At 64.2% G+C, this 25,141-nt stretch carries 24 protein-coding genes; 9 read left to right on the top strand and 15 right to left on the bottom strand.

Features of this window, described 5'->3' with window-relative positions; translation table 11 throughout:
• Nucleotides 1-45: 45 nt before the first annotated feature.
• Nucleotides 46-468 carry a flagellar biosynthesis repressor FlbT gene (gene flbT, locus QOU61_RS26185; protein WP_289654098.1) on the bottom strand — a complete coding sequence of 141 codons (423 nt, stop codon included), beginning with the start codon at nt 466-468 and terminating at the stop codon, nt 46-48.
• A gap of 352 nt (nt 469-820) precedes the next feature.
• Between flbT and QOU61_RS26180 the strand changes: the two genes are divergently transcribed.
• The 3 genes from QOU61_RS26180 (at nt 821) to flaF (ending at nt 4,724) form a co-directional block, all read left to right on the top strand.
• Nucleotides 821-2,386, top strand: coding sequence for a flagellin N-terminal helical domain-containing protein (locus QOU61_RS26180; RefSeq protein ID WP_289654096.1), 1,566 nt, complete (start codon nt 821-823; stop codon nt 2,384-2,386).
• Nucleotides 2,387-2,581: 195 nt separating this feature from the next.
• A complete protein-coding gene (locus QOU61_RS26175; RefSeq protein WP_289654094.1) occupies nt 2,582-4,141 on the top strand; it encodes a flagellin N-terminal helical domain-containing protein in 1,560 nt (519 codons plus the stop codon).
• Between the two features lie 217 nt (nt 4,142-4,358).
• Nucleotides 4,359-4,724 carry a flagellar biosynthesis regulator FlaF gene (gene flaF, locus QOU61_RS26170; protein ID WP_289654093.1) on the top strand — a complete coding sequence of 122 codons (366 nt, stop codon included), beginning with the start codon at nt 4,359-4,361 and terminating at the stop codon, nt 4,722-4,724.
• Between the two features lie 62 nt (nt 4,725-4,786).
• Here the strand turns inward: flaF and QOU61_RS26165 are convergent, their stop codons facing one another.
• From QOU61_RS26165 to QOU61_RS26150, 4 genes are all read right to left on the bottom strand, one after another.
• The gene (locus tag QOU61_RS26165; RefSeq protein ID WP_289654091.1) at nt 4,787-5,152 is read right to left on the bottom strand and encodes a hypothetical protein; all 366 of its coding nucleotides are present in this window, start codon (nt 5,150-5,152) and stop codon (nt 4,787-4,789) included.
• A gap of 153 nt (nt 5,153-5,305) precedes the next feature.
• Complete coding sequence (locus tag QOU61_RS26160) at nt 5,306-5,797, bottom strand: hypothetical protein (protein WP_289654090.1); 492 nt, start codon at nt 5,795-5,797, stop codon at nt 5,306-5,308.
• A 15-nt stretch (nt 5,798-5,812) separates the two neighbouring features.
• Complete coding sequence (gene flgJ / locus QOU61_RS26155; protein ID WP_502876823.1) at nt 5,813-6,163, bottom strand: flagellar assembly peptidoglycan hydrolase FlgJ; 351 nt, start codon at nt 6,161-6,163, stop codon at nt 5,813-5,815.
• Complete coding sequence (locus tag QOU61_RS26150; protein ID WP_289654088.1) at nt 6,163-7,287, bottom strand: flagellar basal body P-ring protein FlgI; 1,125 nt, start codon at nt 7,285-7,287, stop codon at nt 6,163-6,165. Before QOU61_RS26150 ends, flgJ begins: the two co-directional genes overlap by 1 nt.
• A 272-nt stretch (nt 7,288-7,559) precedes the next feature.
• Here QOU61_RS26150 and QOU61_RS26145 point away from each other — a divergent pair, with 272 nt between their 5' ends.
• The gene (locus QOU61_RS26145) at nt 7,560-7,973 is read left to right on the top strand and encodes a flagellar assembly protein FliX (RefSeq protein WP_289654086.1); all 414 of its coding nucleotides are present in this window, start codon (nt 7,560-7,562) and stop codon (nt 7,971-7,973) included.
• A gap of 148 nt (nt 7,974-8,121) precedes the next feature.
• Here QOU61_RS26145 and QOU61_RS26140 read toward each other — a convergent pair whose 3' ends face one another.
• Complete coding sequence (locus QOU61_RS26140) at nt 8,122-8,490, bottom strand: winged helix-turn-helix transcriptional regulator (protein ID WP_289654085.1); 369 nt, start codon at nt 8,488-8,490, stop codon at nt 8,122-8,124.
• 102 nt (nt 8,491-8,592) lie between these two features.
• Between QOU61_RS26140 and QOU61_RS26135 the strand changes: the two genes are divergently transcribed.
• The 3 genes from QOU61_RS26135 (at nt 8,593) to QOU61_RS26125 (ending at nt 10,769) form a co-directional block, all read left to right on the top strand.
• Nucleotides 8,593-9,204 carry an NAD(P)-dependent oxidoreductase gene (locus QOU61_RS26135; protein WP_289654084.1) on the top strand — a complete coding sequence of 204 codons (612 nt, stop codon included), beginning with the start codon at nt 8,593-8,595 and terminating at the stop codon, nt 9,202-9,204.
• A 210-nt stretch (nt 9,205-9,414) separates the two neighbouring features.
• Nucleotides 9,415-9,780, top strand: coding sequence for an RNA polymerase-binding protein DksA (gene dksA, locus QOU61_RS26130; RefSeq protein ID WP_289654083.1), 366 nt, complete (start codon nt 9,415-9,417; stop codon nt 9,778-9,780).
• Nucleotides 9,781-9,983: 203 nt separating this feature from the next.
• Nucleotides 9,984-10,769: a 2-keto-4-pentenoate hydratase gene (locus tag QOU61_RS26125; RefSeq protein ID WP_289654082.1), complete on the top strand. Its 786-nt coding sequence runs from the start codon at nt 9,984-9,986 to the stop codon at nt 10,767-10,769.
• 47 nt (nt 10,770-10,816) lie between these two features.
• Here the strand turns inward: QOU61_RS26125 and QOU61_RS26120 are convergent, their stop codons facing one another.
• Nucleotides 10,817-11,785 carry a dienelactone hydrolase family protein gene (locus QOU61_RS26120; RefSeq protein ID WP_289654081.1) on the bottom strand — a complete coding sequence of 323 codons (969 nt, stop codon included), beginning with the start codon at nt 11,783-11,785 and terminating at the stop codon, nt 10,817-10,819.
• Nucleotides 11,786-12,055: 270 nt separating this feature from the next.
• On the bottom strand, nt 12,056-12,901 hold the full coding sequence (locus QOU61_RS26115; protein WP_289654080.1) for a LysR substrate-binding domain-containing protein: 846 nt from the start codon (nt 12,899-12,901) through the stop codon (nt 12,056-12,058).
• A 135-nt stretch (nt 12,902-13,036) separates the two neighbouring features.
• On the opposite strand from QOU61_RS26115, the gene QOU61_RS26110 reads away from it, so the two are divergent.
• Entirely contained in the window at nt 13,037-14,536 is a 1,500-nt protein-coding gene (locus QOU61_RS26110; protein WP_289654079.1) for an MATE family efflux transporter, read from the top strand.
• 72 nt (nt 14,537-14,608) lie between these two features.
• Here the strand turns inward: QOU61_RS26110 and QOU61_RS26105 are convergent, their stop codons facing one another.
• The 3 genes from QOU61_RS26105 to QOU61_RS26095 form a co-directional block, all read right to left on the bottom strand.
• Nucleotides 14,609-15,358 (bottom strand): SDR family NAD(P)-dependent oxidoreductase, encoded by a 750-nt coding sequence (locus QOU61_RS26105; protein WP_289654078.1) that lies wholly within the window; start codon nt 15,356-15,358, stop codon nt 14,609-14,611.
• 101 nt (nt 15,359-15,459) lie between these two features.
• Nucleotides 15,460-16,209, bottom strand: a complete 750-nt coding sequence (locus QOU61_RS26100) for an SDR family NAD(P)-dependent oxidoreductase (RefSeq protein ID WP_289654077.1) — start codon at nt 16,207-16,209, stop codon at nt 15,460-15,462.
• A 1,352-nt stretch (nt 16,210-17,561) separates the two neighbouring features.
• Entirely contained in the window at nt 17,562-17,768 is a 207-nt protein-coding gene (locus QOU61_RS26095) for a hypothetical protein (RefSeq protein ID WP_289654076.1), read from the bottom strand.
• A 351-nt stretch (nt 17,769-18,119) separates the two neighbouring features.
• Between QOU61_RS26095 and QOU61_RS26090 the strand changes: the two genes are divergently transcribed.
• Entirely contained in the window at nt 18,120-21,320 is a 3,201-nt protein-coding gene (locus QOU61_RS26090; RefSeq protein WP_289654075.1) for an adenylate/guanylate cyclase domain-containing protein, read from the top strand.
• 283 nt (nt 21,321-21,603) lie between these two features.
• On the opposite strand, the gene flgH is transcribed toward QOU61_RS26090, so the two are convergent.
• The 4 genes from flgH to flgF are packed head-to-tail and all read right to left on the bottom strand — an operon-like array spanning nt 21,604 to nt 25,008.
• The gene (gene flgH / locus QOU61_RS26085; RefSeq protein WP_289654073.1) at nt 21,604-22,356 is read right to left on the bottom strand and encodes a flagellar basal body L-ring protein FlgH; all 753 of its coding nucleotides are present in this window, start codon (nt 22,354-22,356) and stop codon (nt 21,604-21,606) included.
• A 5-nt stretch (nt 22,357-22,361) separates the two neighbouring features.
• On the bottom strand, nt 22,362-23,417 hold the full coding sequence (gene flgA, locus QOU61_RS26080; protein WP_289661765.1) for a flagellar basal body P-ring formation chaperone FlgA: 1,056 nt from the start codon (nt 23,415-23,417) through the stop codon (nt 22,362-22,364).
• Between the two features lie 13 nt (nt 23,418-23,430).
• Entirely contained in the window at nt 23,431-24,219 is a 789-nt protein-coding gene (gene flgG / locus QOU61_RS26075; protein ID WP_289654072.1) for a flagellar basal-body rod protein FlgG, read from the bottom strand.
• A gap of 24 nt (nt 24,220-24,243) precedes the next feature.
• Nucleotides 24,244-25,008: a flagellar basal-body rod protein FlgF gene (flgF, locus tag QOU61_RS26070; protein ID WP_289654071.1), complete on the bottom strand. Its 765-nt coding sequence runs from the start codon at nt 25,006-25,008 to the stop codon at nt 24,244-24,246.
• Nucleotides 25,009-25,141 lie beyond the last annotated feature (133 nt).

Genomic DNA, 25,141 nt, shown 5'->3' with positions numbered 1-25,141 from the left:
ATCCGCGGCTCGTGAAGAAGGAGCGGGGCAGCCCGCGCCGCGGCCTCAGGCGGAGCGGCGCATCTCCGCCCGTTGCAACTCGGTGGCTTCTTCGAGGAGCTTCGCTTCGTAGGCGATCAGCTTCTTGGCTTCCTTGAGCGCCAGATAGAGATCGCCGGCGAGGATATGGTTGTTGATTTCTTCGATGATCGGCCAGGCGCTCGGCATCACCGTCACGATCTCGCGCAGCAGGTTGAAATAGGTGCCGTGATTGACCTGCGGGTCCGGCGAAATATACATCAGCTGCACCGCGAGGTAGATCAGCTTGGCCGGCGTGTTCGCGGTTTCCGGCGTCAGGATGTCCTTTTCGCGCAGGATCGGGATGTTGTCGCCGTCGATCAGCAGCCGTGTGCGCTGATCGGTGTTGGTGATGACGCAGGAGCCGATGATGATGCGTTCATGCGGCTTGAGTTCGACTTTGAGGGCCATGCCTGTTCTCCGTTGCCGCTTCTGACGCCGGCGTTCAACTAAGGCCAATGTGCGGATCGTTTTCGGCCGCTTTTCGCGCGGAGCGATGCCGCTGGCTAACGTCTCATCATCCTTTCTGATTGAGGTTAACGGCTGGTAAACGCGGCGGGGCTTGCGGAATTGGCAAGCAATATCAGGGCTGTGCGCGCGGGCCGGGGGCGGGGGACGTCATGATCTCGCGCTGCCCTGAGGACCGACGGCCGGCGCCGATCCGCCTTACTTCACGGTTTGTTAGCCACTTCCTTTCACCGTCGTCCGGTCACCCGACTGAAGGTCGGGGATTGCGTTCGCATTCTACCAGAAGGGTATGATCATGACCGGCATTGTGCTTTCCGCCTCGGTTCGCCAGAACCTGCTTTCGCTGCAGTCGACCGCTTCGCTGCTCGCCACCACCCAGAATGACCTCGCCACCGGCAACAAGGTCAATTCGGCGCTCGACAACCCCACCAACTTCTTCACCGCCCAGTCGCTGAACAACCGCGCCAGCGACATCGGCAACCTGCTCGACGGCATCGGCAACGGCGTCCAGGTGCTGCAGGCCGCCAACACCGGCATCACCTCGCTGCAGAGCCTGGTCGACAGCGCCAAGTCGATCGCCAACCAGGTGCTGCAGAGCCCGCTCGGCTACTCCGCCAAGTCCAGCATCACCTCGGCCGCCATCACCGGCGCCACCGCCAACAACCTGCTCGGCACCACCGGCACCAACGCCACCGTGACCGGCACCGCCGTCAACAACAACCTGACCTCGGCCGTCGCCATCACCAGCGCCACCACGCTGTCGGGCGCCGCCAACACCGACTCGCTGGCCTCAGCCATCTCCACCGGCGACACCCTGGTCGTCAACGGCACCACCTTCTCGTTCGTTGCCGGCTCGACCTCCACGGGCACCAATATCGGCGTCGGCGACACCGTTGCGCACCTGCTCTCCGCGATCGACACGGTGACGGGCGCCACCACCGCCTCCAGCGTCAACAGCGGCAAGGTCACGCTGTCCACCGGCACCAGCCAGAACCTGGTGATCTCCGGCACCGCGCTTGGCAAGCTCGGCTTGACCGCCAGCACCACCAATGTCGGACCGCCCGCCTTGTCCGGCGAGACGCTGACGATCAATCCCACAGGTGGGGGAACGGCGACCTCGATCACTTTCGGCACCGGCAACGGCCAGGTCTCGACGCTGAACGGATTGAACGCGGCGCTGGCCGGCAACAATCTGCAGGCGACGATCGATGCCGCGACCGGCAAAATCAGCATCACCACCACCAACGACGCGGCATCCTCGACGATCGGCACGATCGGCGGCTCGGCGACCTTGAGCGGCGCGGCCTTCAACGGCCAGACCCCGGCGGCGCCGGTGACCGATCCGAACTCGCAGGCGCAGCGTGCGAGCCTGGTGTCGCAGTACAACAACGTGCTGGCGCAGATCAACACCACGGCGCAGGACGCCTCGTTCAACGGCGTCAACCTGCTGAACGGCGACACGCTGAAGCTCGTGTTCAACGAGACCGGCAAGTCGACGCTGAGCATCTCCGGCGTGACCTTCAACGCCGTTGGCCTTGGGCTGTCGACGCTGACGGCAGGCACCGACTTCCTGGACAACGCCTCGGCCAACAAGGCGCTGACCACGCTGACGACGGCCTCCTCGACGCTGCGCTCGGAAGCTTCGACGCTGGGTTCGAACCTGTCGATCGTGCAGATCCGCCAGGACTTCTCCAAGAACCTGATCAACGTGCTGCAGACCGGTTCGTCGAACCTGACGCTCGCCGACACCAACGAGGAAGCGGCCAACAGCCAGGCGCTGTCGACCCGCCAGTCGATCGCGATCTCGGCGCTGGCGCTCGCCAACCAGGCCCAGGCCAGCGTGCTGCAGCTGCTGCGCTAAGCCATATTATATTGAATCGAGAGCCAAACGGCGGGGGAAACCCCGCCGTTTTTGCGTTACGGGGCGCGTTTTCGCGGCTGCCGATCGTCCGCTCCCGTTAAGGAATCGTTAATCAAACAACTTAAGTCGGCATTAACCTTAATTTAAAGGAGTAGCCGTAAAACTTGCGCCGAATAACGAGGAAGGTTTTGACACATGTCTGGTATCGTTCTTTCGGCATCGGTTCGCCAGAATCTGCTCTCGCTGCAGTCTACGGCAGACTTGCTGGCGACAACGCAAAATCGGCTTGCAACCGGCAAGAAGGTCAACACGGCGCTCGACAACCCGACCAATTTCTTCACCGCGCAGGGGCTCGACAACCGCGCCAGCGATATCTCGAACCTGCTCGACGGCATCAGCAACGGCATCCAGGTGTTGCAGGCGGCAAATACCGGCATCACCTCGCTGCAGGGCCTTGTCGCCAGCGCCAAGTCGATCGCGAGCCAGGTGCTGCAGAGCCCGACCGGCTATTCGACCAAGTCCACCGTCACTTCTGCGGTGATCCCGGGGGCGACCGCCAATAACCTGCTCGGCACCTCCATCAACAACTCGGTCACCGGCACCGCCGTCAACAACAACCTCACGGCGGCCGCGACCATCACCGCCGCCACCACGCTGTCGGGCGCCGCCAACACCGATTCGCTGTCGTCGGCGATCTCGACCGGCGACACCCTGACGGTGAATGGCGTTACCTTCAGCTTCGTGACGGGTTCGGTCAGCGCCGGCACCAATATCGGCATCGGCGACACCGTCGGCCACCTGCTGGCGGCGATCGACCAGGTCACTGGCAGCGCGACGGCCTCGAGCGTTTCCGGCGGCAAGGTCACGCTCAACACCGGCACGACCAGCAACCTGACGATCGGCGGCTCGGCGCTCGCCAAGCTCGGCCTCACGGCCGGCACCACCAATCTGGGGCCGCCGCAGCTTGCAGGCGAGACGTTGACCATCGCATCGACGGGCGGCGGCACGCCAACGGCGATCACCTTCGGCACCGGTCCCGGCCAGATCTCGACGCTGAATGGCCTCAATGCGGCGCTGGCGGCCAACAACCTGCAGGCCACCATCACCACCACCGGCGTCCTCAACATCGTGACCTCGAACGACGCCGCTTCGTCGACCATCGGCACGATCGGCGGCTCGGCGACCTTGGCTAGCCAGGCTTTCAACGCCGCGGTCGGCTCCGCGCCGGTGGCCGATCCGAACTCGCAGGCGACGCGCGCGAGCCTGGTGGCGCAGTACAACAACGTGCTGGCGCAGATCAACACGACGGCGCAGGACTCCTCGTTCAACGGCATCAACCTCTTGAACGGCGACACGCTGAAGCTCGTGTTCAACGAAACCGGAAGGTCGACCCTCAACATCCAGGGGGTCACCTTCAACGATGCCGGCCTCGGTCTTGCCAACCTGACCGCGGGCACTGACTTCCTCGACTCGAGCTCGGCCAACAAGGTCCTGACCTCGCTGGACGCCGCCTCCACGACGCTGCGCGCGGAAGCCTCCACGCTCGGTTCGAACCTGTCGATCGTGCAGATCCGCCAGGACTTCAACAAGAATCTGATCAACGTGCTGCAGACCGGCTCGTCGAACCTGACGCTCGCCGACACCAACGAGGAAGCGGCCAACAGCCAGGCACTATCGACCCGCCAGTCGATCGCGGTCTCGGCGCTGGCACTCGCCAACCAGTCCCAGGCCAGCGTGCTGCAGCTCCTGCGCTAACCGAAGTCATCCGGGCAGGGCGATCAAACGGCGGAGTCAGCTCCGCCGTTTTCGCGTGCCGCGGCGGCGCCGCGCGAACTCGCGCATTTCGACTTCTGACTGCTTTAGTTCCGACAAATATGCAAACAGCCGCTAACCATATTTTAAAAGCCACCGCGTACAAATTTTGTGCAGCTCACGGTCGTGTTTTCGCGTAACAGTATCCCGAAGGTGATGGATGTCTCATGCCGCTCAAGCCTACGCACGCACCTCGCAAACGACGGCAAATCCCCGGGAGATAGAAGCGCAGGCGCTGCTGAAGGCGGCCAGGCAGCTGCAGGAAGTCCAGGCCAATTGGACCGGCCCCGACCGCAGGATGTACAACGCGCTGCTGTTCAACCGCCGGCTCTGGTCGATCTTCATGAGTGCGGTGGAAGAGAACAATAATCCGCAGCCGCTCGAAGTTCGGCAGAACATCGCCAATATCGGCATCTTCGTCCTCAAGCGGACGATCGAAATGCAGATGGACCCCGATCCCGCGAAGCTGAAGTCGCTGATCGACATCAACTGCAATATCGCGGCGGGCTTGTCCGGACGGCCCTGACCGCCCGCCCACGCCAGCGGCGCAACGCTCGAAACAATGTGCAGCCGCGACGTGCGCCGCGCTCAGGCGACCCGGTCGGTCGGAAGCGCGCGCGGCGCGGAGGCTTTCGTCAGATCAAGCGCGTGGAAATAGGCGCGGCGGCGCAGCACCGCATCGTCAGGATATTGGCTGACCACCTGATCGGTCCGCTGGTCCACCACCTGATAAACCAACGTGGCCGCGGTCCGATCGAAGTACGCCTGATGCGAGATGTCGGTGCTCGCCAGTTGCGGATCGTTGCTCGCGGACACAGCAGCATCCGACGCCGTGACGCTCTGGCTTGCAGGAAGCTCGGTCGTGACCGCTTCGTTCGTGGCCTTGCTCGGCGGCGGCACAACAGGCGATGGGGCCGGTGCCCCCACCGGCCTGATGCTGAAATCGGTACTCATGGCAGCCTCCTGGCTCGCCTAAAATGAAATCCCGACCCTCCTTGATTTCAAGCGTATCCGCTCCGTGCAAATACCGTGTTAGCAAACGCGCTGAACGCCGCACTGAAGGCGGCGCGGGCATTTGAAGAAAAATGTCGCTTTTCGCGCGAGCGCTCAGAGCGAGCGGCTGACCGCGAGCGGCGTCATGTGGCGCGGCCCGGGAGCAGCCTGGCGGCCGGCGGCGGTGTAGGTGCTCGGAATGTTGCGGCGCTGCACCTCGGCGTTGACGCCGCGCACGATGCTTTCCGACACCGCATGGGCGGTCGCGAGCACGGTGAGGTTGACCTGCAGCATGGCGCGGAAGGTGTCGTGGTGGCGATGCAGCGTGGTCAACAGATCCGGCGCAGTCTGCGAGAGATACTTCTGGCTCGCCTTCAATTGTCCGACCGCGGCGACGTAACGGCGCGACAGCTCGCTCTTCTGCGGCTCGAACGCCATCGCCTCGCGCAGCTTGCCGGCACGCACCAGCTCGGTCTCTCGCTCGATGACGCCGAGCAGGGCGCTCATCGCGTCCATCAGATTCTCGGCGAGCTTGCGCGCCTCGGCGGCGCTGGTGGCGGTCGGAGCCGGCGCGGGTGCCTCGCGTCGTTGTGCGTGTGGGCTCATCTGTTGTCCTCCCGGTTAGCTCGCGCGCTTGGCCTGCTGCAGGATCAGGGTGCGATAGACTTCGGTCGAGATGCCGACGCCGCCCGCCCTGGCGAAGGATTTCGAATATTGCTCGGTCAGCATCGAGCGCCAGATGCCGGTGCCGGGCGTGTTGCCGAACGGGCCGTCGCCCTTGAGGCCGCTCGTCATCTGCGAAAACATCGAGTTCAGGAACACCGCCTCGAAGTCGGTCGCGGTGGACTTGGCCTTGGCCTGCTGCTGCGGCGAGACTTTCGTGAGCGCGTTGGCGAGGTCGTAGTCCGGATGGCCATTGTAGCTCGGCATCGCGGTCCCGGAGGGGAGGCTGGGCACGAACGGCGTCTGCATCACATCACCTCGATGTCGGCTTCGATCGCGCCGGCGGCCTTGATCGCCTGCAGAATGCTGATCAGGTCGCGCGGACCGATGCCGAGCCCGTTCAGCCCGTCGACGAGTTGCTGCAGCGACACGCCATCCTTGACCACGGCGAGTTTCTTGCCGTCTTCGCTGACGCCGACGCTGGTGCGCGGCGTCACCACGGTGCGGCCGCGCGACAACGGATTGGGCTGGCTCACCTGCGGGCTCTCGGAGATGGTGACGGTGAGGTTGCCCTGCGCGACCGCGACCGTGGCGACGCGGACGTCGCGTCCCATCACGATGATCCCGCTTCGCTCGTCGATGATGATCTTGGCGGCCTGGTCGGGATCGACCTGCAGCTGCTCGATCTCGGTCAGGAAGGCGACGACGTTGCCCTTGAACTCCGCCGGGATCGAAAGCTGCACGGTGGAGGGATCGATCGGCTCGGCGGCCTTGGCGCCGAGGAAATCGTTGACGGCGGCCGCGATCCGCTTCGCGGTGGTGAAGTCGGCGTTGCGCAGCGCGAGCCGCACATTGGGCAGCCGGTTGAGCGCGAACTCGATCTCGCGCTCGATGATGGCGCCGTTGGCGATGCGGCCCACCGTCGGCACGCCGCGGGTGACGGTTGCGGCGGCGCCTTCGGCCTGGAAGCCGCCGATTGCGAGCGAGCCCTGCGCCACCGCATAGACGTTGCCGTCGGCACCTAACAGCGGCGTGACGAGCAGGGTGCCGCCCATCAGATTCTTGGCGTCGCCGAGCGCGGAGACCGTGACGTCCATCCGCGTGCCCTGGGTGGCGAACGGCGGCAGGTTGCCGGTCACCATGACGGCCGCGACATTGCCGGTGCGGATGGTGGCGCCGCGGATGTTGACGCCCATGCGCTCGAGCATCGCCTGCAGGGACTGCTTGGTGAAGGGGATGTTGTTGAGCGTGTCGCCGGTGCCGTTGAGACCGACGACGAGGCCGTAGCCGATGAGCTGGTTCTGCCGCACGCCCTCGATATTGGCGAGGTCCTTGATGCGGGAGGTCGCGCCCACGGGCGTCATCGACAGCGCGAACGCCGCCAGCACGGCACCCGCCGCGCCAACCAACCTTGCCCAGTAAACACTCGACATCCTCTGCTCCCCGCCTGAGGCCGTAAGACTTGAGGACCGATCCGCCACTCCCATGACGGACCACGGTCCGCATTCTTCCATGCGAGCGCCGTGCCACGCCCGTCGGCAAAGCCATGTTGCTGATTTCCTTCATTAAAATTGTGGAGAGCCGGGTCAGACGATCCTTGCCGTGGCACCGAAAGTGCCGCGTGCGCGGCAGTTTTTGCCGGGCTGTTTACGCCCCGTTAACCATAACCGGTCGATGCTCGCCTCAACTCGGCGGGATCATCACCATGCGCATCTACGGACCGAACGGCACCTCGCTTGGATCGCCGGCGACGAGCACCAGGCGGACCTCATCGAGCGGCTTCACGCTGCCGGATGCGACCTCGGCCCAGGAGACGCGGCAGGCGGCAGCGCCCAAGGCCGCCGCCGGCATCGATGCGCTGCTGGCGCTGCAGGGCATCGCGGAAGATCCGGCCGAGCGGCGGCGGCGATCGGTGCAGCGGGGCAGGGGCGCGCTTGACGTGCTCGACGACCTCAAGCTGTCGCTGCTGTCTGGCACGCTGGACGGTTCCACGGTGAGCCGGCTGCGCGACGCCGCGGCCAACCTGAAGACCTCCTCGGGTGATCCGGGCCTCGACGCGGTGCTGTCCGAGATCGAATTGCGGGTCGAGGTCGAGCTCGCCAAGGCCGGCCAATTCTGATCGCGTCCGCCCGGTGACCGGACGGTGCTGATTCCACCCGCCCGGTGACCGGCTGATGCTGTCCGCGCGGTGACCGGGCGATCAAAACCATCTCACGCCGCCATTTCCATTGTGACGCGCTTTTCTTCACGCGCACGCATAGCCACTGCTATGCGGCCTTGAGCTGGGCGTCGTAGCGGCGCTGCGCCGCCAGCACATCCTTCAGGTTGCTCTCGGCCCAGTCGCGCAAGCCATCGACCGCGCCGGCGAGCGTCGCCCCGAGCGGGGTGATCGAATATTCGACCGTCACGGGGACGGTCGCGATCGCGCGCCGCCGCACCAGCCCGTCGCGCTCCAGGCTCTTGAGCACCTGTGACAGCATCTTCTGCGAAATCCCTTCAATCGCCCGCCGCAACGCATTGAACCGCATGGGCTCATCGCGCAGCAGGAGCAGGATCAGCACCGCCCATTTGTCGCCGATGCGATCGAGGATCTGCCGCGTCGGGCAGTCGGCGGCATAGCAATTGGCACGCTTCATGGCGGTTACTCCGGCGTTAGCTGGTCGGCTTAAAGTGCGCTCTTAACACCTGCACGTAAAGCGATATCTAGTAACCATTGGTTACTACCATAGGAGAATCGCATGAAGATCGCCGTCATCGGCGCCTCCGGGCAGGCTGGCTCGCGGATAACAGCGGAACTTGCCCGCCGCGGCCACACCGTGACCGCCATCGCCCGGCACCCCGAAAACATCGCCGCGCTCCCCCATGTCACCGCGGTCGCGGGCGACGCGCAGGACCGCGCCGGGCTTACCCGGCTGCTCGCCGGCCAGGATGTTGCCGTGAGTTCCGTCCGCTTCCTCGACAGCGACCCGGAGCGGCTGATCGGGGCGGTCAGGGATGCCGGGGTCGGCCGCTACCTCGTGGTCGGCGGCGCCGGCAGCCTGGAGGTCGCCCCGGGCGTGCGGCTCGTGACCACGGCGGACTTTCCCGCCGCCTACAAGCCGGAAGCCGAAAAAGGCGCCGCGTTTCTCGACCGCCTCGCGCAGGAAAAGGAGCTCAACTGGAGCTTCCTGTCGCCCTCGGCCCTGTTCACCGTGGGGGACCGGACCGGAAGGTTCCGCCTGGGCGGTGACCGGCTACTGACCGACCCGGACGGCAAAAGCTGGATCTCCTTTGAGGACTTCGCCGTGGCGCTGGCCGACGAGATCGAGCGGCCCGCCCATGTCCGGCAGCGTTTCACGGTCGGCTATTGATGTTCCCCCGGGCCGCCAGGGCCGGCCCGGCGGATTAGCCTGTGCACGGCCGGTCGCCGGCGGGCTGGCGCGGCTTGCCGATATTGTCTGTGACATGTCGTCGCTATATAAGGCGCGCGCGAACGGAACTCCTTCGTTCGCCTTTCGCGAATGAGTGGGCTGCCCTTGGAAAAGTTGAAGAACTACCGGCCTTCCGAAAAAGAGCCTTTCATGAACGATCGCCAGCGCGAGTATTTTCGTGCCAAGCTGCTGGCCTGGAAAGAAGAGATCCTGAGGGAAGCAAAGATCACGTTGCAGGCCCTGCAGGAAGAGAACGTCAACCATCCCGATCTCGCCGACCGCGCATCATCCGAGACCGACCGCGCGATCGAACTGCGTGCCCGCGACCGCCAGCGCAAGCTGATCTCCAAGATCGACGCAGCGCTGCAGCGGATCGAGGACAACACATACGGCTATTGCGAGGAGACCGGCGAGCCGATCTCGCTGAAACGGCTCGAGGCAAGGCCGATCGCAACGCTGTCGGTGGAGGCGCAGGAGCGTCACGAGAAACGCGAGAAGGTTTATCGGGACGAGTAGGGCGGCGCTTCAGCCGCCTTTTTTGTTGGCGCTCTTCAGGGTTCATTGGTGGATGCGGCCCGCTTCCGGGGCGATCAGGCTCCGGTTGAACTGCGGCCATTTTTGTTTTCGAAAACAAGCCGATCGCTGCGGCGTCTGCCGTGGAGCTTTGGCACGTTAAGGCGGCTACCATCGCCCCATCGGCGGGAGTAGGCTCGGCCGTCATGGACCCCATCCTTGCCGCCGCCCAGACGATTGCCACCGCCCGCCGCAACCGCATCGGGCTTTCGGCGCTCGCGCCCGACATCGCGCCCAGGACGCTGGACGACGGCTACCGCGTCCAGCGCGCGGTGCATGACCTGCTGCTGCCGCAGACCGGCGCGCTGGTCGGCTACAAGATCGGCTGCACCAGCAAGGTGATGCAGGAATATCTTGGCATCCCGCATCCATGCGCCGGCGGCGTGTTCGCGCGCGGCGTCCATGAGTCCGGTGTGCGGCTTGCGGCGTCGGACTTTGTCCGTGTCGGCGTCGAATGCGAGATCGCCGTGCGGCTGGCGCGCAACCTTTCGGCATCGGAAGAGCCGTTCACCGCCGAGTGGGTGATGGAGGCGATCGAGGCCTATTTTCCGGCGATCGAGATCGTCGACGACCGCTACGAGCAGTGGGAGACACTGGGCGCGCCGACGCTGGTCGCGGACGATTTCTTTGCCGCGGCCTGCGTGCTCGGCAAGCCGGTGTCCCGTTCCTCCGCGCCCGACCTGCTCAAGGTCACGGGCCGCGCGCTCGTCAACGGCGCCGAGGCCGGCCGCGGCAGCGGCGCCGACGTGCTCGGCCATCCGCACCAGGCGCTGGCCTGGCTCGCCAATCATCTCGCCGCCGAGGGCAAGGGCCTGCATGCCGGCCAGATCGTGCTCACCGGAAGCCTGGTGAAGACGGTGTGGCTTTCCGCCGGCGACCGCGTGCGCATGGAGCTTGACGGCTTGGGCACGGTGAAGGCGAGCTTCACGTAGCGCAGAGTGAGCGCGGTACCCACGAATGCCGATGTCCACTTACTTCGTTACTTGTTGAAAAGCTTGCCGAGAAACGCGACGACGTCCTTGCGAGCGGCGTCGGTCGCCTCGGCATTATAGGCGATCGTGACGCCACGCTCGATACAGGGATCGCTGAAACTGGCGGGCTGGCCGGTATCGCTGTTGATGATCACGCCCTGCGGCTTTTCCTCGAAGCGGCAATTGCGCGAAGTCTGCGCCTGCGGAAGCCGCATCGTGCCCGGAATCGTCTGGTAGTCGAAAGCATGGTAGGCACCGGGATATTCAACGAGCTCCACGTTGGCGCCAGCCTTCTTCAGCCGCGCCACGTAATCGCGGCACGGGCCGACCGGCACCCAGTCATCCGCGAGGCCGTGATAAAGCCGGATCGGCTTTGCGCTTACTTTCTCGTCACCGATCAGCGCGGTATTGCAGGGCGTGTAGAAACCGATATAGGCGGCAAAGCTCGCGCCCTCGGGCGCGTAGGCGCTCTGGAAACGGTCCATGCTGGCGTAAAGCGAGGGGACGGCCCCCTTCGAGAAACCCATGATGGCAATCTTGTCCGGATCGATGCGCGGATGCTTCGCGAGCACGGCAAGCGCAGCAAAGGCATCGTTCATCATCGTGTAGGATGAAAGCTGCGCTTGATCGGTAATGGTGTTGGTAATCCCACGGCCTGTGAAGCTGTCGGCGACAAATGTAGCGAAACCCGCCTTGTTCAGCTCGTCCACCCACATGCCGGTATTGAAGCCGACTCCGCCCGAGCCGTGGATGAGGACGACGGCTGGCAGTCGGTCGGTTCCGGGCTTCGGTATGCGCAGCTCGCCCGCGATCATCGCGGGCTTGCCGTCTTTTTTGCCGAGCAGGAAATCGGTTGTGCTGAGCGTGACTGTCTGCACCGGATAGACCTCAGTGCGGAAGATGCCTTGCGCCGGCGCGGCTTCCACCAGGAAGAGGGAGCCGGCAATCGTGAACGAGCAAATCAGGGCGCGGGCCAATGACATGTTCATAAATTCCCTCCCTCGTTATCCGACCAGAAAATGCAGCTCTTCTCGGAATGCGTCTGGTCGCCGGTTGAACGGCCTCAGCGGCCTGAATTTTCCTCGCGACGATCACGTCTTCCTTGTTGGGCTCATGGTCATCTGACCCCGATAGGGTGCCTCAAAGACAAAAATTGCGCCAACAATGGTAGGTCTGCGTGGTTGGTTTGTGAACCATCCATGCGAGCGATTTATTGACGAGTGCACCGTCCGCCCAGGGACAACCTTCTAGCTACGGCGGGCCTCTTCGATCAGCCAGTCCCGGAAAGCCACCAAGGCCGGGTTGGACTCTGAAGCGACCGGGTAAGCCACATAGTGGCAGTAGGAAACGCGCAAGCTGTGTTCGGAGAGGCGAACCAGTTTGCCCGCCAGCAGATCGGATCGCGTGACCGACAGACGCCCCAGCGCAATGCCTTGCCCTGCTACGGCAGCCTCCATCAGCGCGTTCGTATCGGTAAAGGAAGTCCCCACGATATCGCGATCAAGCTTCAAGCCGGCGGACCTGAACCAGGCGCGCCACGACAGGTTGCGGTCGATCAGCAGCGGCTCCGACAACATCGATGCAGGATCTTTCGGCAGACGGCCGCCGTTGAGGCCCGGACTGCATACCGGGAAGAATTCTTCATCGAGAAGCTTGATGGCCCGCAGTCCTTTCCAATCGCCCATGCCGAACCGGATGGCGATGTCGACGCCGTCCGATTTGAAATTGGCCAGCGACTGAGCCGTCTTGACGTGCAGGTTGATGCGCGGAAACCGGGCCTTGAAACGAGGAAGGCGCGGAACCAGCCAGCGGGCCGCCATGACCGGAAGCAGGCTTACGGTGATTTCTGCTTCGGTCCGATCCGCCTTGATGCTGCCGAGCGATGCGCTCAATTCCGCGAACGCGCTCTTGACGCCAGCCTGCAGCTTGAGTCCGCTTGACGTGAGCGCCATCCGGTTGCCCTGCCGCTCGAAAAGCGTCAGGCCCAGTTCTTCTTCCAATTGTCTGATGCGCTGGCTGACGGCGCTGTGCGTCACGTGCAATTCGCGCGCCGCCTCGGAGTAGCTGCCGTGGCGGCAAGCCACCTCGAACACCCGCAAGGTCTCCAGCGGCGGTAATCGAGCCATCCGTCAGTTGTAAGAAGCGCTAACAGGCGTTGTCAAATCTTATCGTTCGATCAGCGGCCCCTGCCGGGAGTAATCGTCGGCTCCAAAGATGGAGCATCCGCCATGCAAGCTTCCGGCATCATGTCATGTCCAACCAGCGAGCTTTCGCGATCCGATAAATGCCGCAAGGAATCGCGCGATGCGCGCGCCGGATTTTCGAAAGTTTCCGCGCGGGCAATCGAAAGCTGCCAGAACGGGCAGTCCCACGTTCGCCCCGCCGCAGTCGACGCCCGCACCCGGATGCTGCTGGAGAAGCCGATCGCGCCGATGATCCTGCGGCTCGCGTTGCCCAATGCCACGGTCATGATGGTCCAGATCCTGATTGGATTGCTCGAGGTCTATTTCGTATCGCGGACCGGCGTCGACGCGCTTGCCGGTGTCGCGCCGGTCTTCCCGCTGGTTTCGCTCGTGCTTGCGGTCGCGCAAGGTGCGATCGGCGGCGGCTTCGTCACCACCGTGGCGCGCGCCCTCGGGACCGGCCGGGTCAGCGCCGCAAGCGACCATGCGTGGTACGCTGCAGCCCTCGGCGTTCCGCTGGGCGTCGCGACGACGGCCATCATGGTTGTGCTGGGTCCGGGCCTCTACGCCGCGATGGGCCTCTCCGGACACGCTCTTGCGATCGCGCTCTCCTATTCGTCGACCATCTTTGCGGGCGCCACGCTGATCTGGTTGTTCAACCTCCTGATGGCGGTGGTTCGCGGCACCGGCAACCTGCAAGTTCCCGTCATCGTGGTGTGCGGCGGCGCCCTGATCCTTGTCCCGCTTTCGCCGGCACTGATCTTTGGCGCGTTTGGCTATCAGGGGCTCGGTCCCACCGGCGGTGCCGTGGCGATGCTGGTGTATTACGCTTTCGGAACGCTGGCCTACGCAGCCTATCTCTGGGGCCGGTTCGGCGTCCTCAAGCCGTCATTCCGCGTGCCAAGACTTTCGCTCGGGCCAGCGCTCGCGATCCTCCATGTCGGCGGCATGTCGGCCGTCGTCTCCGCCACTACCAATCTGACGCTCGCGATCGTCACGGCCTATGTGGCGATGGGCGGCGTGGAGGCGTTGGCCGGCTATGGCGCGGGCTCGCGGCTCGAGTTTCTTCTGGTCCCGCTTGCCTACGGCATCGGCGGTCCGGTCGGAATCGTGATCAGCGCGAACCTCGGCGCCGGTCAGATGGAACGAGCCGTCAAAGCGTCGTGGGTCGGTGTGGTGATGGCCTGCACCGTAACCGAATTGGTCGGACTGGCCGCGGCGGCCTTTCCGGAGCAATGGATCGGAATCTTCAGCCAGGACCCGTCCGTGCTGCAAGTCGGCGCGGAATATCTGCACCGTGTCGGGCCCTTTTTCGGATTCTTCGGGCTTGGCTATGTTCTTTATTGCGTCGGGCAGGCGACGCGGCGAATGGAAGCTTCCGTCCTCGCCGCTCTGCTTCGGGCCGCCATCGCAGTGCTCGGAGGCTTGGTGGTGGTCTGGCTAAAAGCCGACGTCACATGGAATTTCGTTGCCGTGGCGTTCGGAATGGTCGCTTTCGGCCTGTTCGCATTGCCGCCGCTGGTCAACCGCTCCGGCTTTGAGTGAGGCTCTGGGAGGCCCCAAAGAGCGGTCGCCGCCCTCAACGAGGAGATCGTCGAAGGTGGCGCGCCGATCGTTTCAAATCGCGGTCATGCCGCCGTCGACTGGGAGGTCCACGCCTGCGATGAAGCCTGCTTCCTCAGAAGCGAGGAACAAGGCGGCCGACGCGATCTCCTCCGGGCGGCCGAGCCGCCCGAACGGGACGGCCGCAGCGAACTGGGCGCGGGCTTGGTCAGCGCCCTCTTTGGTCGGCGCCTGCTGCTCGAAGATCGGCGTGTCGATCGGGCCCGGGCTGATCGCATTGACCCGGATGCGACGATCCTTCAACTCCGCGGTCCACGTGCGGACGAAGGAGCGGACCGCCGCCTTGGTGGCGCTGTAAGCGGTGAAACCGGGGATACCCTTGTTCTCGGCGATCGAGGTGATCACGATGATCGCCCCGCCGTCATTCAGAAGCGGCAGGGCCTTCTTCACCGTGAAGGCCAAGCCCCGCGTGTTGATCGCAAAGACCTTGTCGAAGCTTTCCTCCGTCGTCTCGGCGAGCGGCTGAGGATCGACGATGCCCGCCCCGGCAAAGAGGATATCGATCTTGCCCCTCTCGCTGGCGACCTTGGCATAGAGCCGATCGAGATCGGCGAGGTTGGACACGTCACCCCGTACTGCAGCGACGCTGCGGCCGATCAGCGATACCGCCTTGTCCAGTTCCGTCTGTCGGCGCCCGGTGATGTAGACGAACGCGCCTTCTTCAACAAAGCGCTGGGCGGTGGCGAGACCTATTCCGCTGCTGCCACCAGTGACGAGGGCGACTTTTCCTTGGAGCTTTGGCATTCAAATCCTCTTTACGAGATGGGAGCGGCCGCGTTTGGGCCTGTCGGGTGAACGACGCGCCGGACGGTTTGAGCGCGCTGGAAACGATCGCCTGGGCCGGCTCAGACGGAGCACATGCCGCCATCGACCAGCAGTTCGCTGCCGGCGACGAAGCTGCTGTCCTCTGACGCCAGGAACAGCATCGCGGCCGCGATCTCTTCGGGCCGGGCCATGCGGCCGAGCGGGATGTTCGCGGCATGCTTGGCGCGGATGGCTGCCGCCTCCTCGGGCGAACTAACCTGGGCGTCGATCAGCGGGGTGTCGCAAGGACCCGGCGTGATCGTGTTGACCCGGATGCCGCGGTCCTTGAGTTCCATCGTCCAGGTCCGGGCATAGGAACGCAGTGTGGTCTTGGAGGCGGCGTAGGCGCTGCGACCGGGGAAGCCCCGCAGGGAAGCGATCGTGCTGGTCAGGATGACGGATGCGCCATTGTTCAGGAGCGGCAGCGACTTCTGCACCGTGAATAGCACGCCTCGGGCGTTGACGTCGAAGTTGTAGTAGAAGCTCTCGATGGTGACATCGGCGAGCTTCACGCTGTCGACGGCGCCGACATTGGCGACCACGACGTCGAGCTTGCGGCCATCGGAAGCGACCCTGGCATAGAGGCGGTCGAGGTCGTCGAGCTTGCGTACGTCGCCTTGCACGCCGGCGATGTTCCGGTCGATCGAGGCAATCGTCTTGTCCAATTCGTTTTGACGGCGCGCGAAGATATAGACGAACGCCCCTTCGGCGACGAACCGCTGTGCCGCCGCCAATCCAATCCCGCTAGTGCCGCCGGTGATCACGGCAACCTTGTTCTGTAGTCTCGACATCGTCGCTTCCTTAATCGCTGGAGTTGGGCGCGGCGCGAGCCGTCCCCTTGAAGACGGTCGTTGCGTAGCGGTGCGCTGCCGCCACCGTCGTGTCAGTAGGCGGGCGGCCGGCTGGAATAGAAGTTATTCCAGGATGGAATTATTGCTCGGTGCGTGAAGCTCTACGAATTCGACAATGTCGAAGCACAACCGATGCGCCCATTCGTCTGCTCCTGCGCACCACGCGAGGGCGGAGCCTGACGGAATCAGGGCCAAACTTCTGCGAACATACCAAGCGCGCGACGGAAGAGGCCGAGGAGGCAGAGCTCGCTGCGCCCCGGGTTCTGACCCCTTAAAATCCAATTTAATGGTGCTGATGGATTGCGAACTTACATCAGGTTTGCGGCTCGCTGTTCCAGAGCAGCGCAAGGAACTCCCTGATGTCCAACAGAGCAGCACAGATCGCTATCGCATTGTTCCTGGTGCTGGCGCCTCCTGCCGCATTTGCGCGAGGCGGGGGACATGGGGGGCACGGCGGATTTGCGCGCCCTGCGGGTTCGGCGGCAACGGGAAATGTGCCGATCAGTGGTATTCCGCGCGGCCCGGCGAACGCCGGCGGATTGTTCAACACGGCGGTCGATCCGAGCGGCGCCGGCAATGCGTCCCGAACGGCGAGGTTGCCACAGCCGCACATCGCCGCCCCGATGCCGCCGGCCGGCATGCAAAATCCGGTCGCGGCGCCGTCGATGAATTCAGGCCAGCAAGCGCTGCCGGAGGCACTGGGAGGAGGGCATGTCCAGCCGCGTGCCGATCAAGCGCCATCGGAGAGAGACCTGATGAATCCGAACGATCCAATCAATCGGGAGAACGCGGCGCTCGACCGCATGATCGATGGCATTTGTCGCGGTTGCTAGGCCGTCGCGAGGTCGCGTCGATCACCTCATTCTGAGCCGCTTCGAATACTTTTACACAAGGAGCCGATGACATGACCGATCATGGTGAATGGATCAGCTGCTCGCACTGGGGCATGTTCATCCGCGAGGTGCGCCGATGATCCTCTTCCCTCTCATGGCCACCTGGGTGTGGTTCCAGATTTTCACGGCGTCACCACTTCTATCCTCTGGCCGTGCCGCCGAGAACAGCTCGGGCGCTGACGCCTCGTTGTTGTCGGTCCCGAGCGTCACTTCGCGGAAGACTGAACGAGCCCCAGGTCTGACGACCTGACTGGGGCGCATGACCACGCGGCGAGCGTGCCGCCACGTCGGCTGTCGAGGGTAAATCGGGCAAAGCATTGCGCTGGCCTCGACCGCCGCCTTTGACCCGCATTCATCCGCCTCTCGATGACGGGCGCCTGTGAATGTCGAACATGGCGATCACGTCGGATCGTTGGGGACCCATTCCTCCGCGGTTGAATCCCAATGATGGGTATCGTCAAATTGTTTCCAGAGCAGCTTCGGTTTGCTTTCACCGCGCTTCCTTCGCAACACATCCAATGTTGGAAGGCCGACACAACCCAAAAGCGTCACCATCCAGTCGCGAGCGTTATGTTCGGGGTTTCGGTTGTTGATCGCTGTTAGCATCAGGCGCCTCCTTAAAAGCAAGAAGCTGAGTTAATGCTAGCCCCTCCAGTAGCAGACAAATGTAATTGGCTTCACTATCTGAAAATAAACTTGTCCGGGCAGACCTAGTACCCTGGAGGTCAAGGCACGCCCACCTAGAGCACGTTCAAGTCGCCTATTGGCACGCTTAAGACATGCCGACCGGTTCTGAAGATGTCCGTTAAGCGGGGAAGACCGGAACTGAGCGACCCACGGTCAAAACGACGCGAATGACCCAACGCAGACCTAAGGCACTCCGCCCATCGAAATCACATCTCCAAGTTCTATAAAATGTGGCAGTCTGACTCCCTGATGAGGCTGGGAATCGACTGCATGAGCGATCTTCGCGACTGGTTGCGTGGGAACAATCTGGAGCAATACGCCGACGCGTTCGAGGCGAACGACATCGACTTGGATATCCTGCCCGACCTCGATGACCACGATTTCGAGCGACTAGGCCTGTCCTTGGGTAATCGCCGCCGGCTTTTGAAGGCGATCGCGGCGCGCAACGCCGACGGCGAATCTTCTTCCGCCGGCCCGCTCTCCTCCGGGGAGAAATCACCCGCCGTAGAGGGGCCAGCCTCTGGCGATGCCGAGCGGCGACAAGTGACCGTGATGTTCGCCGATATGGTCGGTTCCACGGCGCTGTCGGCGAAGCTAGATCCAGAGCTGCTCAGCGGCCTGATCCGGCGATACCAGGACGCGGTGGCCGGCGCGATCGGGCGTTACGGTGGCTTTGTCGCCAAGTTCATGGGCGATGGCGTGTTGGCCTATTTCGGGTTTCCCCGCGCCTTCGAGGATGCGGCGGAGCGCGCCGTTCGCGCGGCGATTGGAATTCTGTCGGAAGTCGGCGCAATCGAAATGCCCGACGGCACCCACGTGCAGACGCGGATCGGCATCGCCACCGGCCTCGTCGTGGTCGGCGAAATCATCGGCACCGGCATGGCGCAGGAGCGGACCATCGTCGGTGAAACGCCCAACCTCGCCGCGAGGCTGCAGGCGCTGGCCGGGACGGATTGCATCCTCGTCAGCGAGTCGACCCAAAAATTGTTAGGTGGCCTGTTCGAACTCACCCACACCGGCGAGCACGAGCTGAAGGGCTTTGCCCGCCCGGTGCCGGCTTGGCGCGTGTGCGGCGAAGCTTCGGTCGAGAGCCGCTTTGCCGCGATCCGCACCGGAGGCCTGCCGCTGATCGGCCGCGCACATGAAATGGGCTTGATGCGCGAACGCTGGCATCTGGCGCAGCATAGCGAAGGCCAGATCGTGACTGTGATCGGCGAAGCCGGCATTGGAAAATCGCGCGCGATCGAAGCTCTCCAAGAAGAGCTCGCAGGCGAAGCGCATGCGCGCATCAATCTGCAATGTTCACCTTATCATAGCGATAGCGCGCTTTATCCCGTCATCCAGTATCTCAATCGCGCCGCGGGCTTTGCGCCTGCCGATACACCGGATGCGCGTACCGAGAAACTCCGCGCGCTCCTCGCGGCGCGAAGCATCGCCGATCCCATTGCGCTGCCGCTGTTGGCCGAGCTGTTGTCGGTGCCCCTGACTGAGGCGGCTCCCGCCGCGTCGCCGGCGCAGCGCAAGGCCGCGATGCTCGCGGTGATCGTCGAGATCATGGTTCGGGTCCGCGATGGAAATTCGGTGTTGATCGTGCTGGAAGACGCGCACTGGATCGACGCCACCACGCTCGAAATGATGACGCGACTGGCCGACAGCATCACCCGCGCGCGGCTCCTTGTCGTGGTGTCGGCGCGACCGGATTTCACGCCGCCCTGGCTGTCGAGGCCACACGCAACGCTGGTAACGCTCGGACGCCTCGGCCGTCCCGAATGCATGCAGGTGGTCGCGAGCGTCGCTGCCGCGCATGGACTGGCGGCGGACACGATCGCCGCGATCATCGCCAAGACCGATGGCGTGCCGCTGTTCGTCGAAGAGCTGACCCGAAGTGTAATGGAATCGGCAGGCGAGGATTCGGTGCCGGCGACGCTGAAGGATTCGCTGATGGCCCGCCTCGACCGTCTCGGCGGGGCGCGCGAGGTGGCCCAAATTGCCGCGGTGATCGGCCGTCAATTCACCTTTGCCTTGCTGGAAGCGGTTGCCGGCAAGGACAACGACGAACTGGAAGACATGCTGGCAAAGCTGGTTGCCGCGGGAATTGTGTTTCCCGAGGTGCGTGGCTTCGAGCGGAGCTTCAACTTCAAGCACGCGCTGGTGCGTGACGCCGCCTATGAAAGCCTGTTGCTGATGCGCAGCCGAGAATGGCACGGGCGCGTCGGTCTTGCGCTCGAGCAGCGCTTTGGCGACATCGCCGCGAAGGAACCGGAGCTGCTGGCGTATCATTTCGGCAAAGCGGGGCAGCTCTCTCTCGCTTGCGACTACCGCATGCGCGCCGGCGACCAGGCCGTGAGCCGCTCGGCCTATGCGGAGGCGATCGCGCATTTCTCGGCGGGTCTCAAGCTCGCCGAGACCATGTCGCCGCAGGACGGTCTGCGCCGGCAACTGGAATTCTGGCTAAAGCTCGGTTCGGCGTCGGTCGTCGCGCACGGCATGCAGAGCGTTCAGGCCGAGACGGCCTATACCAAAGCCAGCGAGATCGGCGAGAAACTCGGCGACCGCCCCGCATCCTTTCAAGCCAAATGGGGTCTCTGGATCAACGCCAATCTGAGCCGCAGGACGGCATTGGCGCGTGACCGTGCCAGTGAACTGGTGTTGCTCGCGCAACAGTCCGGCGATGGCGAATTGTTGCTCGAAGCCTATCATTGCCAGTTTTCAACGGCGCATTTTCGTGGCGATGTCCGCGGCGCGCTGGATGGTTGCCAGCAGGCCATCGCGCTTTACGACATGACGCGGCACCGTCACCTTGCGCACGCGTTTGGCGGCCACGATCCCGGCGTTTGCGCGCATGCCCAGTGCGGCAATTCTTGGCAGCTATCGGGCGACCAACAACACGCAAGGCAGCATTTCGAGCAGGCAATCGCGCTCGCCGAAATGCTCGATCATCCGAACAGCCTCGGCCACGGGCTGCACAACACCGGTATCGGCCACCAGCTTGGCGGAGACCGCGAGGCTACCTACAGGGCGGCGCATCGCGCGGCCGCGCTGGCGGACAAGTTCGGCCTGCCGCCGTGGCGCGCGAGCAGCCTGATACTCGTCGGATGGGCGACGGCGGCAGGCGCAGGCGTCGCGGACGCCGTGCACCTGATTGACGCCGAGATCGCCAACGCCACCGCGGTCGGTCCGCTGCCGCAATATTATCTCGGCCTCGCCGCGGAAGTGCTGCTTGCCGCCGGCCGGCCTGCGGACGCGCTCGGTCATCTCGACCGCGCGATCGCGGGGATCGACGAGGCAGGCATCGGCATCTATCTGCCTGAGATCTATCGTTTGCGCGGCGAGTGCTTACTGGCGCGTGATCGTCGCAATAAGGCTGAAGCACGATCAGCCTTCGCGACAGCTGCCGATATTGCCAGGCGCCAGGGGGCGGTCATCTTCGAGCGTCGCGCGCAGGCTTCATTGTCCGAGTTCGCGATATAGGGATCATGGGATAACCGCATTCGAACCAGGCCTCAGATGTCGGGTTATGGCCCAAAGAGTCGGCGCGTCCTGGCGTTTGGAATTGACAAAAAGCATTGCGGCCTCCGGCAGGGGAGCTACCGGAGGCCGCGTAACCATCATCATCCGCGCCTAGGTTCGCTGATGACGATGTGGGAGCTCGTGCAAGGGAGGGTATCTGCTTTGGCCTGATCCCTTCCCTGACCCTTCCCTCAGCTAAGGGGAGGGGGCGTTGTTGTCTTCGTCCAGGATTCCTGTTTCTCGCCTAGAACGGCAGCAGCACGTCGGTGACCTGCTGGCCGTAGCGCGGTTGCTGGAAGTCGAAGATCTGGCCGCGGCCGCCGTAGGAGATGCGGGCCTGCGCGATCTTGGTGGACTCGATGGTGTTGTCGCTCTGGATGTCCTCGGGCCGCACGATGCCCGCGACGATCAGCTCGCGGATCTCGTAGTTGACGCGGATCTCCTGCTTGCCCTCGACCACGAGATTGCCGTTCGGCAACACCTGGGTCACCACGGTGGCCACGTTGGTCTGCAGGCTTTCCTGCCGCTGGATCGAGCCCTTGCCGTCAAATTGCGATGTCGAGTCCGTCTGCAGGAATCGGCCCGGCAGCACCTTTTGCGCCTGCGCGCCCAGCGTCTTGGCGCCGAGGAAATCGGTAACACCCGAATCCTCTTTGCTGGTGCGGTTGCGCTGGGTCTCGTTGGCGAAATTGGCCTGGTCGGTGATGTTGACGGTCACCGTCAGGAGGTCGCCGATCTGATGCGCGCGCTGGTCCTTGAAGAAGGAGCGCGAGCCGTTCCGCCACAGCGAATTCGGATTGTACGACGCCGTTTCGGGCTTCGGCATCGGCATCGACACCGGCTTGTAACCCGGCTGGGCGGTCGGGTTCTCGATCGCGTTTAGTTTCGGCGTCTCGCCGATCTGCGACAGGCGGTCGATTGCAGAACATCCACTGGCAAGGGTGCCGAGCAGGATCAGCGTAGAGGCGGTTACGATACGTTTACTGCACTTCAACATGAACTTTACTCGGCTTTTGGAGTGACTGAAGCAGTGGAACTCGCGACGGAGACGGCGGCGGGTTCGGGCGCAATCGATGCGGTGGCCTCGGGTTCGGCGCGCGGGGTGACGGCCTGGATCGCGATCTGGCCGCGCGCGACGACGACACCGGTGACGGTGCGCTTGGATTGCAGGTTGAGAACGTTGACGACGTCGCCCTCGGTGCCGTTGTCGAGCGCCTTGCCGCGAACGGTGAGGTAGAGGCCGGGCGTCTGGTAGATGATCGTCACGCCCTGGTCGCGCTGCACGAGGTCTGGCCGCGCAAGGTCGGTCGTCTTCAGCGCCTGGCCGGTGCGGACCGGACGGCGCAGCTGCATGCCGACCGCCTTGTCGCGGCTTGCCGCCTCGCCGGAGATGTCGGCCTTCGGGCGTCGCTCGACCACGACGTCGGAAGCCTTCAGAACATCGCCGCGATCGACGTCGCGCATCACGACGGCGGCTTCCACCGTCTCGATCGCGCTGCCGGTGAAGCGCAGCCGGGTCGGCGTCGAGCTGTTCTCGTTGGCGATCTCGAAGGCGACGTCGAAGCGGGTGCTGCGGGAATCGTAGCGCGCGGCCACCGCCTGGAGCGCGCCGGTGTTGGCGGCATCGAGCCGGATGTCCTGCAGGTCGCGGTCGAAGGTCAGGCTGATATTGGCGGCGTCGCCAAGCCCGCCGCGATGCTCGATCGCGCGCGCCACCTGCTGCTCGATGTCCTTGACCGAAAGCGTGCGGGCGAGCCGCGTCACCACGACTTCCTGGACGTCGCGGGCGTCGACGCCGATCACCTGGCGCGCCCGCAAGGCCGCGAGCACCTGCGCCGCCGGCAGCGTGCCGGTGGTGCCGGGATCGGGCGCGCGATAGATCGCGGTTGCGCCGGCGGGGCCGGCATTGTCGATGACGTCGCCGATCCGAACCACGTCGCCGGTCACCGTGACCCTGGCGCGCAGCACCGGCACGGCGATCGCATCCGTGGTCTCGGCGAACGCGGTCGCCGCGTCGAACGCAAGCAGCGCGGTGGCGAGGAGGAGGGAGCGCATCATCATCGCAAAGCCCCTAGCGGAACAGCGCAGACGTGGTCTGCATCATCTGGTCGGCAGCACTCACCACCTTGGCGTTCATCTCGTAGGCGCGCTGCGCGGCGATCAGGTCGCTCATCTCCGAGACGACGTCGACATTGGCCTGCTCGAGGCTGCCCTGGGTCAAGTTGCCGTAGCCTTCGGCGCTGGCGATGCCGTCCTGCGGCGGGCCGGAGGAGGGCGTATCGGTGAATTGGTTGTTGCCGACCGGCTGCAGGCCGGCCTTGTTGACGAAGCGCGTCAGCCCGATCTGGCCGATGATCTGCGAGGTGGTCGAGCCCGGCAGCGTCACCGAGACCTGACCCTGCGTGTTGACGGTGAGGCCGGAGGCGTTGTTCGGGATCGTGATCGTCGGCTGCACCGGGTTGCCCTGCGCGGTGACGATGCGGCCCTGGTTGTCCATCTGGAAGGTGCCGTCGCGGGTGTACTGGAAGGTGCCGTCGGGCATCTGGATCTTGAAAAAGCCTTCGCCGGTGATGGCGAGGTCGAGATCGTTGCCGGTCTGCGACAGCGTTCCCTGCGTCATCGAGCGCGGCGTGCCGACGGTCTTGACGCCGCCGCCGATGTCGATGCCGACCGGAAGGATCGTGCCCTGGTCCGAGGACTGGGCGCCGACGCGTCGGACGTGCTCGTAGATCAGGTCCTGGAATGCCGCGGTCTGCTTCTTGTAGCCGGTGGTGCGCAGGTTCGCGATGTTGTTGGAGATCACCTGAACGTTGAGTTCCTGTGCCGCCATTCCGGTCGCTGCAGTGTGAAGTGCTTGCATCTCAAATCTCCTCCGACGCTCGTGTTATGCCGGCACGTCGGCAAGTTTCTCGATCGCGCTCTTCTGCAGGTCGTTCTGCTGCTGCATCAGGGTCGCGATATGGGTGTAGGTGCGCATCACCTCCATCATGCGGCCCATCTCGGCGACCGCATTGACGTTGGATTTCTCGACGAAGCCCTGCTGCACCGTGGACTTGGTGTCCGCCTGCGCCGCGGCGGCGTTGCCGGCGGCAAACAGGTTGCCGCCCTGCTTCTGCAGCGATTGCGGGTCGGCGAAGTTGACGACGCGCAGCTTGCCGCGGATCGAGTCGGTGCGGCTTGCGCCTTCCAGCACGGTCACGGTGCCGTCGGGCGAGACGTTGATGTCGTGGTCGGTCGACTGGAACACGATCGGTCCCGAGGTGCCGAGCACCGGGAAGCCCGATGCGGTGACGAGCTGGCCCTGGTTGTTGATCTGCAGATTGCCGTCGCGGGTGTAGCGCTCGCCGCCGGGCGCCTGCACCGCGAAGAAGCCGTCGCCGTTGATGGCGATGTCGAGCGGGTTCTTGGTCTGCTCGTAGGAGCCTTGCGTGAAATCGCGGAAGGTGGCGCGGTCCTGCACGAAGGAGACGCGGCGGTCTCTTCCGACGAAATTGTCCTCATGTGCGCCCGAGTTGAGGACTTCCTCGAACAGCGAGCGGTCGGCCTTGTAGCCCGACGTGTTGACGTTGGCGATGTTGTTGGCGACGACATCGAGTTGCCGTTCCAGCGTCATCTGCCGTGACAGTCCGACGAGAAGCGCGTTCTCCATCGGTGGTTCTCCCCTCAAAACCGGTGCCGGCGCGCTGCCTCTCCCAAGGCGTCTTGCCGGCTCTCTCGAACTGGCAGGCTCTCCCAAGCCGTGCCGGTTCATCCCCTTACAGAGCGAAAGCCGTGCCAGATCG

This window comes from Bradyrhizobium sp. NP1 (assembly GCF_030378205.1).
Lineage (GTDB): Bacteria > Pseudomonadota > Alphaproteobacteria > Rhizobiales > Xanthobacteraceae > Bradyrhizobium.
The sequence above is the reverse complement of the archived record's forward strand: the minus strand, read 5'-3'. Positions and strand labels throughout refer to the sequence as shown.